This window comes from Amaricoccus sp. (assembly GCF_036846665.1).
Classification (GTDB): Bacteria; Pseudomonadota; Alphaproteobacteria; order Rhodobacterales; family Rhodobacteraceae; genus Amaricoccus.
In genome coordinates this window covers 1-8291 of the sequence record NZ_DAIUBO010000177.1, presented here as the reverse complement: position 1 = coordinate 8291, position 8291 = coordinate 1, and the positions used below count along the sequence as shown (strand labels likewise).

Sequence of the window (8291 nt, the reverse complement as noted above, 5' to 3'; positions counted from 1 at the left end):
GGGGACCCCCGGGTCATAGGCGGGTTGGACAAGGCCGCCGCGCGCGACCGGCGGGCCGCGGAGCCCGCCATTGGCGTCGAGGATCGACTGGAAGTAGAGGTCGGCCGCCGGCGCGACGCCGCGAAGCGGCGCCCCGGACCCGGAGGCCGCGCCGCTGCCGGCGATCGTTCCGGCGACATGGGTGCCGTGGCCGTCCGGGTCCGAGCCGTCGCCGGGACGGCCGAGCGCGATGACCGTGACCGCCTTGCCGGCGAAGTCCGGGTGGCTCGTGTCGAGCCCGGTGTCGGCGACGCCGACGAGCTCGCCCGCGCCGTCGTAGGGCAGTGCCGCCGGTACCGCGCCGGCGCGTTCGAGGCCGACGATCACCCGCGCCAGGTCGCAGCGCAGCCGCGGCGGCCGGGCGGCCGCGACGCTGGCGACGCCCGGGAGCGCCGCGACCTGCGCAACGTCAGCGGCATTCAGGATGAAGCGCACGACGCGGCCGGCGCTCACGACCACGGTACCGCCGAGGTCGGCGATGCGGTCGGCGACGGCGTCGCGTTCCGCCTGTTCGTGACAGATCGCCTCGAAGCGGCCGGCGCTGACCGGGCCGGTCTCCGCGGCACTCTCGAGCCTGGCACCCGCGTCCCCGGCCCGTCGGACCGAGAGGCGCCGCGTGCCCGGCGCCGCGTCGTCGGCAGCCTCCTCCTCCAAGGACAAGTCCGGCGCGCCCGTTGCCATCGCGTCGGCAACGCCGTAGGGTTGCAGCACGCTGACGAAGGGAAGGCGCCGCAGCGCCTCGGCATCGGCCGCGCGCAGGACGAGCCGGCCCGAAGGGTCGCGCTCGATGATCTCGGCGCCGGCCTCGGCAAGGACGTGCATCGTCTCGTCGCTGACGTCAACGATCTGTGCGAGCCAGTAGGACGGCGCCGTGCTCGGCGTGTCGACAGCCGCCGGTCCGCCCCGGATCCCCGGTTCGCCAGCTGCCGCCGCGGCCTCGGTGGAGGGTGCCGCCTCGGGCATTCCGCCCTCGGATGGCCCTTCCGGCACCACTCCGAGCGCCTGCACGACGATGCCCTGCCCGGCGAGGCGTTCGATCGTCGCATCTTCGGCGGTCGCGACGACGAGGCCGTTCGTGTAGCCAGCCTGTACGTCGCCCTGGACTGTGCCCGCCTGCTCCTCTGCTTCGAGGATGCGTACCTCGTACTCGTGCATGCAGTAGGCCTTGATGAAGTAGCGCATGGCGTAACCTCAGGTCTGGGCCGGGTTCGGCGGCGGGGACATGATGCGCGCTTCCCAGGGCAAGGGGGCCTTGCCCGCGAGGGGGAGCCGCCATGCCGGCGGGCGGGCCGGCCGGCGGCGCTCGGCAGCGGCGAGCAACACCACCGCCGCCATCGCCGGGAGATGGTAGGGCAGGCTCGCGGCAAGGAGCATCGCCGGCCCGCAGATGGCGGCGCAGAGGGCGCCGGTCCTCAGGCCCCACCGTCCGGCGTCGACAAGCATGGCGGGGCCGAAGGCGCGGACCGACGGGCGGGCGTGGCAGGCGTTGAGGCAGCGCTGCCGCAGCGGCGCGCAGCTCCAGGCGACGACGAGGGCGCCGCCCCACGCGAGGGCGGCGGGCGCGGGAGCAGGAGCAGCGAGGGCCGCGAAGCCGAGCGCCAGCCAGGGCGCGGCATAGGCGCCGGCGAATGCAGCGACGGCGGTCAGGCGTCGGCGGGGCAGCGCCGCGGCCCAGAGCAGGCCAACCTCGATGCGCAGGAGGGGCGCCATCGCCAGCAGCATGGTGAGCCATGCGATCGCCCCGGGCCGGTGGCCAGCGGCGGCACCGGCACCGGGCACCGGCCAGGCGATCTCCGCACCCGAGCAGAGGGCGACCATCGCTGCGACCGGCGCGTGGTGCGCGCCGGACAGGGCCATCATCGCCCAGCCGAGGAGGCCGGCGCCGAGGAGCCAAGGCGCCGGCCCTCGGCGGAGCCGCCGGGAGGGCGGGCGAGGGCGCACCACGCGCGCTACTCGCCGAGCTTGAAGACGCTGATGCGGCGGACGGCGAAGTTCGATGCCTCGCTCGCCTTGTTGGAGGGCACGAACTGCACCTCGAGCTTGGCGAGGTCATCGCCCGCGAGGTGCAGCGCGTCGACGATCCCGGAGATTTCGAAGACCTGGTTGAAGCCGTTGCCGGCATGCGGGCCGCTGGCGGCGGTGGCGTCCGACACGCCGAACAGCGACAGGGTGCCGGCGAGGCGCTCGGGATAGTCGGCGGGGAGGGCATTGGGCGGGATGTCCACAAAGACATAGTAGACCGCCGCATCGGCGGTGCCGCGCACGCCCTCGACCTTGAGGAAGACCCGCGCCGGCTCCTCCGTCGCACCGCCGCCCGCCGCCGCGGCCCGGGCGAGGCTCGTCCGCAGCGTCCCGACGCCGGCTTCGTCGAGTTTCACCTCCGCGCGCGTGCGTCCGGCGACGCGAACCTCGCCGTCGCTCGCACCGATGAGCTCGGGATCGCCGCCGGCCATCTCCACCTCCCTGACCGCGCCGGCACCGGTCGGCGCCACCGCCTGTCCAACGAGCCCGGCCATGCGCGTCGCGACGCGCGACGGCAGCACCGGTGGCGTCTCGTCGTCGTATCGGTAGTTCATCGGCTGGGCGCGGGTGTCGGTGACCGCGCTCGCCGTGAACTGCCAGGTCGTGCCGTCGCTCAGCGGCATCGCGAAGCCGCGGTCGGCTGGGCCATCGAGCCAGTCGCCGTCCGTCGGGTCGGCATGGCCGGTCATCGCCGACCAGATCGTCCAGAGGCGGTCGATGTTGGCGTGGTGAAGCCAGAAGATCGGGTCGAGCCCCGCAGTGATCGGCATCGACATGAGGCCGAGGTTGAACCACTGGTTCGGGTCGGTCCCCGGCTCTGCACCGCCGACGTCCCCGTGAATGACGTTGTGAGGCAGCGACTCGACCGCGCCGTTCGCCGTCTGGGTCTCAGGTCCATGATGGAAGGGCGTCTCCGGTCCGCCGAATCCGGGCGGGATGTCGTCGTCGCCCCCGGTGTAGGTCGAGGCGTTCAGCGCCTGCAGCGAGACGGAGAAGGGCGGGATGGTGATTGGCAGCGTGCCGTCGCCATAGCGTCGCGGCACGAAAAGCGGATTGTCTGCTCCATCGGGCAGCGTCTGCTCCGCGAAGGCCTCGGGCAGCACCCGCGCCGCCGCATCCTTGCTGTAGTTCCAGTAGGGCAGGGCCCAGTCCGCCGGACCGCCCTCGGCGAGGACCACGCTGCGGACAATCTCCTCGAAGGCGTAGAGGTAGCCGCGATGCCAGGGCAGGAAGTACCAGGTCTGATGCTGGCATTGCGACCAGAGCGCGAGGAGGTCGGGCGCGGGCATCGGGGTCTTATCGTCCATGAAGCCGAACTCGGTCCAGACCACCGGGTGGAAGCCATGGATCGCGGCGAGGAACCACCAACTCGTGGGGTCGGTGAAGGACCGCTCCTTCAGCTTCCCGACCGCCTTGGCGTACCAGAGCGTGGTGTCGTTCCACGTCGCGCCGAGGCTGCGAATTTCCTTGCGAACGAACGGCATGGGTGATCCTCCCACTTGCGATATCGTCTATGAAACGCGCCGTGCCACGAAACGCCGGATCGAAGCCGCCGCGTGATTCGTTCTTAAATACCGCTCGAAGTATACCAGTGCGCGGTGTCCGTCGTCAGAGCTTGCGGGACATCTCGCAGGTGGCGTGTGATCTGACTTGTGTCGGGAGCGTGCGAAGATTCCGGTCCGCGAGATCGCTCCGAGGGTTGGTTTCGTGGGGGGACAGGCGCAGGGCGGTCGCATCTGGGGCCCGATATTCCCGGTACGACCGTCCCGCCACAGACGAGGGCGGCGCCCGTCCCGGCCGGGAGCGGAACTCCCGGTTGGGGAGCGGGGCTGGTGAAGCGCGCGCCGCGACCCCGGGAGATGGTCGCGCTCCGGCGCACCACGCCAGTGGCGTGATCTGCCCGCCTTTCCAGATGCGCCGCCCTCGCACGCACCGCGCCATCGGGCGTTCGCGCGATCTCGCTGTAGTTGGATTCTCGCGGGTGATGTATGATCTTTGGGACGTCTTCTTGATTCGTATTTTCGAACACACGGGGCGGCCATGTATCTTCGAGCATCTGTCCTCCTCATTGCGTCGATGGCGGCCGCGCCCCCGGCTCAGGGCTTTCCGCAGGCCTGGACGGCGCATACGGAGATCGGCGGCGTCGGCGATGAGGGTGACGGAGCGGGTGTCGCTCTCGCCGACCTCGACGGCAACGGCGTTCCCGAGATGATCCTGATGGCCTATGATGATCCGACCGGGCCGAACAGCTTCCGCTACCGGGTAGGGCGCAACCTGAGCGCCACCGGCCAGGCGGCGTCGTGGACCGGGCACGTCCAGATCCCGGGCCTGGGGAACGAAGGCGACGGCGCCGGACTCGCCGTGGCCGATCTCGACGGCAACGGCCGCCCGGAGATGATCCTGATGGCCTACGACGCCCCGGAGGGCGCGAACAACTTCCGCTTCAAGGTCGGTCGCGACCTCGACGCGAACGGCGTCGCCACGTCCTGGAGCGGCTCCGCGCAGGTGGCCGGGGTCGGCGATGCCGGCGAAGGCGCCGACATCGCTGTCGGCGACATCGACGGCAATGGTCGGCCCGACATGGTCCTGCTTGCCTATGACGCGCCTGCGGGGGCCAACGAGTTCCGGTACCGGGTCGGACGGGACCTGAACGGAAGCGGCATCCCGACGGGGGGATGGTCGGACTGGCGGCGGATCGCGGGGATGGGAGGCGCAGGCGAAGGCGCGGGGATCGCTCTCGGCGATTTCGACCGGTCCGGCACCCTCGACCTGATCGTCATGGCCTACGACGCCCCGGAGGGAGCCAATCAGTTCCGTTACCGCGTTGCCTTCAATGTCGCGACGACTGGCGAGGTCGGCTCCTGGTCGCCGATGGTCAAGGTCGACGGCGTAGGCGATTCAGGCCAAGGAGCGGGCGTCGCGGCGGCCGATCTCAACAACAACGGCCGGCCCGAAGTTGTCCTCATGGGCTACGACAACCCCGCGGGCCCCAACAATTTCCGCTATCGGATCGGACAGGACTGGGACCGTGGCATCCCGCGGATTCGCCTCAGCCATGCGCCGCTTCACCCGAGCATGAACCAGATGGTCACTTTCCGGGCCGAGGCCGACGACGCGGACGGGCTGCGGCGGGTGAACATCCTCGTCAACGCGAGGCTCGGCACCGAGTGTGCCGGATCCCCCTGCACCTTCGTCGGCGGCCCCTATCCCGAGGACGTGCCGGGTGGCTTCAGCGCCTGCTCGGGCGCCCGGCTGGGCACGTCTCGCGTCGATCTTGCCACGCTCGGCAAGGGCGCCAAGATCTGCGCTGTGACGAGTGAGGGCCGGGTTGCGGCCCTGCAGTTCCGCGAGGCGGTCGGTGCGAGCCCGGGCCGGATGCAGCTGGCCTACACCGTATGGAACACCCCGGCAGCAGGCGGCGCGCCGTCGGTCTTCCGGCGCGGCACCTTCGACGTGCGCCAGACCTGGCTCGGCGACCTGGACGGCGGCCGCGAGGTCAATACCGATGCCGGGGCGGACTTCTGGTTCCAGGCCGAAACCGCGACCAGCCGGTTCCTCGTGCCGCGCAACGGAGCGCGCTATGCGGTGGTCGAGCCGTCCGGCACCTATACGCGGCCGAATAGCTGGGCGACCACGAATTATGGCGCCAATGCCTACGATCCCGCCGGCGGTCGGGGCTGGACCGGCTACCGGGTGTTCGCGGTCGGCGACTATCCGGGGCGGGTCGTGCCGATCTGGTTCCACGGCAGCACGAGTCAGAAGCTCGACATCGTGTTCATTCGCGACAGCCGCAGCTACACCTCCCAGGCAACCTTCCTTCAGGACCTCGAGGGCACCCTGCTCAACTCGTACATGGCAGACGAGCTGATGTCGGCGAACGGCTACCGGGTGAACTTCTGGTATATCCGCGACACCGGCGAGGCGTTCCGGAACGACTCGGACCAGTGCATCCTGCGGGCGCCATCGAATTTCGCGACCGACGCCTCCTTCGCCGACTCCGGCGCGATCGTTCACGCGACCAACTTCCGCGACTGTGCGAGCGGCGGCATCTTCTCGTCGGAACCTACCAGCAGCCGGACCTTCATGCACGAGACCGGGCACGCCCTGTTCGGCCTCGCCGATGCCTATTGCTGCGACGGCGGTTACTGGCAGCCCGCGCCCTGGCCGAACCTCTACACCAGCAGCACGAACTGCCTGGATGACGCGGCGCGGCAGGGATGGCCCTCCGGCCGGTGCCAGAGCTTCAACCGTTCGAGCGACAACCGGGCGTTCTGGGTCGCCGATCGGCAGGATCTGATGAGCACCTGCGCCCAGGGATATCCGAGCTGTGCGCCGGGCGACTTCAACTTCGACCAGGGATCGCGCCGGCGGGCCGTCTGGACCTTCGACAACCTGCCCTGAGATGGTATTGGCGCGAGAAGCATGGTGACATGATGCGCAAGGAAGTCTTCATCGCGACAGTGCTGGCCGCCCTGGCCGCCGCCGCCCATGCCCAGGTCCTCGCTCCGGAGCAGCCGCCGGGGCTCGATCCGCTCGAGGCCACGCAGGAAGGCAGCCGGCCGCTGGTGGTGATGCGGGGCACGATCAGCGACGCAGGCGGTGTGGAGATCAGAGAAACCGAAATCGTCGTGGCGCCCCCATCCTCTTCCGAACAGGTCGGCCATTCGGACCGGGCGGTTCTCTTGGAACTTCTCGGCAGCGACAACGAAGTGCTCGAGGCCCTGGCGATAGACGACCCGAGAATCGTTCACGAGCTCGAAGGCAACGGAGAGACCTATCTCGTGGACCGGGCCGATTTCACCGCCACCATTCCCCTCGAGCCGGATGCCACCGAGGTTCGCATGCAGGAGGTCGAGATCGGCACCCCGCCCGGCGGGGCCGGCGAGGGCGGCTCGGAGCAGGGAGACATGCGGATGACGATGGTGCCGGTCGCGAACTCCAGCGCGCGTGTCGAGCTTGCCAGGGCGCTCGAAGCGTTCTGTGCCGAGAACCGGGACGAAGCCGTCTGCCGGTAGAGGATTGTCAGGAACTCTGTGTATCGGCCACCGGCCCGGTTCCGCTCTGACCGCTCTCGGCGCGGCACCGGGAAGAGCGCTCCTCGAACATGATGGCGAACTCTTTGACCGCGGTCAGCCACCCGCGCACCGTCCGCGACGTATCTCCGTGCCCGCGGATGGCGAGGTAGATCAGCTTCTCGGCCGCCTGCTCGGCCGTCCCGGAACCCTGAAGGCCGGCTCCACCGTCTCGCCCCGCAGGTACTTGCGGATCGTGTTCCGCGACAGCCCCGTCCGCCGCGCAATCTCCCGAATGGAAAGCCGATCCCGCAGCGCCCACCGTCGGATCACGCTCAGCAACGCCATGTCGATCATTCCGTTGCCCCTGCTTCGCCAGCCAGGGGTCGTTCGAACATGGGGCACTTCTCAGTGGAAATCTTCCGGCTGCCTGGGTCAGCTCCCAGCGCAGGTCAACCGTCATGAAGTCGGTGTCGGAGGCGCACCGAGCGATGAAGATCTGGCGTGCCCTCTGGAACGTGGCCGCCGCGACGCACCGCTGCTCCGCCGAACAGGATCCGGGCTTCGGCATCCGGCGGGAAACGCCGAAGGGCTGGTCGGCGACCTGGGAGGCGGGCGAGGTCGTCCGGCTCGTGAAGGCGGCCTGGCGACGAAAGTACTTGCATCATCGCCATTGCCTACGACGCGCTGGCAACGCTGTTCCGCCGCACCCAGGCCCTCATTCTGGCCTACGTGGCGACCCTACCGAAAAACCTTCTGCCGTCCGCGCCGATCTTCATCACGCGCACCGGTGCCGCCTGTACCAGGAACAGCCTCGCGAAGGACTTCCGGGACATCCGCAAGCTCGTGTCCCCGGCGGACACGCGGCGGTTTCAGGACATGCGCCGGACCGGCGCCTTGTAGGCCCAGTCGGGCGGGGCCGACCTGAGCGTGATCCCGCAGAAGATGGCCAACACGGTGGCATCGTCCGCGCATCTCCAGACGACCTATCTGCCGGTCAACCAGGCCGCCGTCGAGCTGGCGGACGAGGCCCGGAAGCGGGGCCGTCGGCGCATTCGGGAGAACAAGTCGGGGCGAAAAGTTGAGACTCTCTGCCCGGGAAAGTTGAAACCGGCCGGCACGAATCCGGCTAAGCCATTGAAATAGTGGCGCGGTTGACGGGGCTCGAACCCGCGACCTCCGGCGTGACAGGCCGGCACTCTAACCGACTGAGCTACA

The 8291-nt window shown here is 69.7% G+C and carries 5 protein-coding genes and 1 pseudogene; 2 read left to right on the top strand and 4 right to left on the bottom strand.

The features are described 5' to 3' along the window. The 3 genes from V7050_RS15370 to V7050_RS15360 all read right to left on the bottom strand — a co-directional run. Positions 1-1221 (bottom strand): S8 family serine peptidase (locus V7050_RS15370; RefSeq protein WP_324410786.1); only part of this gene is annotated, 1221 nt, incomplete at its 3' end. Positions 1222-1230: 9 nt separating this feature from the next. Next, positions 1231-1899: a hypothetical protein gene (locus V7050_RS15365; protein ID WP_324374767.1), complete on the bottom strand. Its 669-nt coding sequence runs from the start codon at positions 1897-1899 to the stop codon at positions 1231-1233. A gap of 89 nt (positions 1900-1988) precedes the next feature. After that, entirely contained in the window at positions 1989-3545 is a 1557-nt protein-coding gene (locus tag V7050_RS15360; protein ID WP_324374765.1) for a tyrosinase family protein, read from the bottom strand. Positions 3546-4137: 592 nt separating this feature from the next. Here V7050_RS15360 and V7050_RS15355 point away from each other — a divergent pair. Both V7050_RS15355 and V7050_RS15350 read left to right on the top strand, forming a co-directional pair. Further along, positions 4138-6462: a hypothetical protein gene (locus V7050_RS15355; protein ID WP_324398186.1), complete on the top strand. Its 2325-nt coding sequence runs from the start codon at positions 4138-4140 to the stop codon at positions 6460-6462. A 29-nt stretch (positions 6463-6491) separates the two neighbouring features. Beyond that, positions 6492-7076 carry a hypothetical protein gene (locus V7050_RS15350; protein WP_324374761.1) on the top strand — a complete coding sequence of 195 codons (585 nt, stop codon included), beginning with the start codon at positions 6492-6494 and terminating at the stop codon, positions 7074-7076. A gap of 186 nt (positions 7077-7262) precedes the next feature. Here the strand turns inward: V7050_RS15350 and V7050_RS15345 are convergent. Further along, a pseudogene (locus tag V7050_RS15345) lies at positions 7263-7421 on the bottom strand (helix-turn-helix domain-containing protein); the annotation flags it as partial. Positions 7422-8291: the final 870 nt, after the last annotated feature.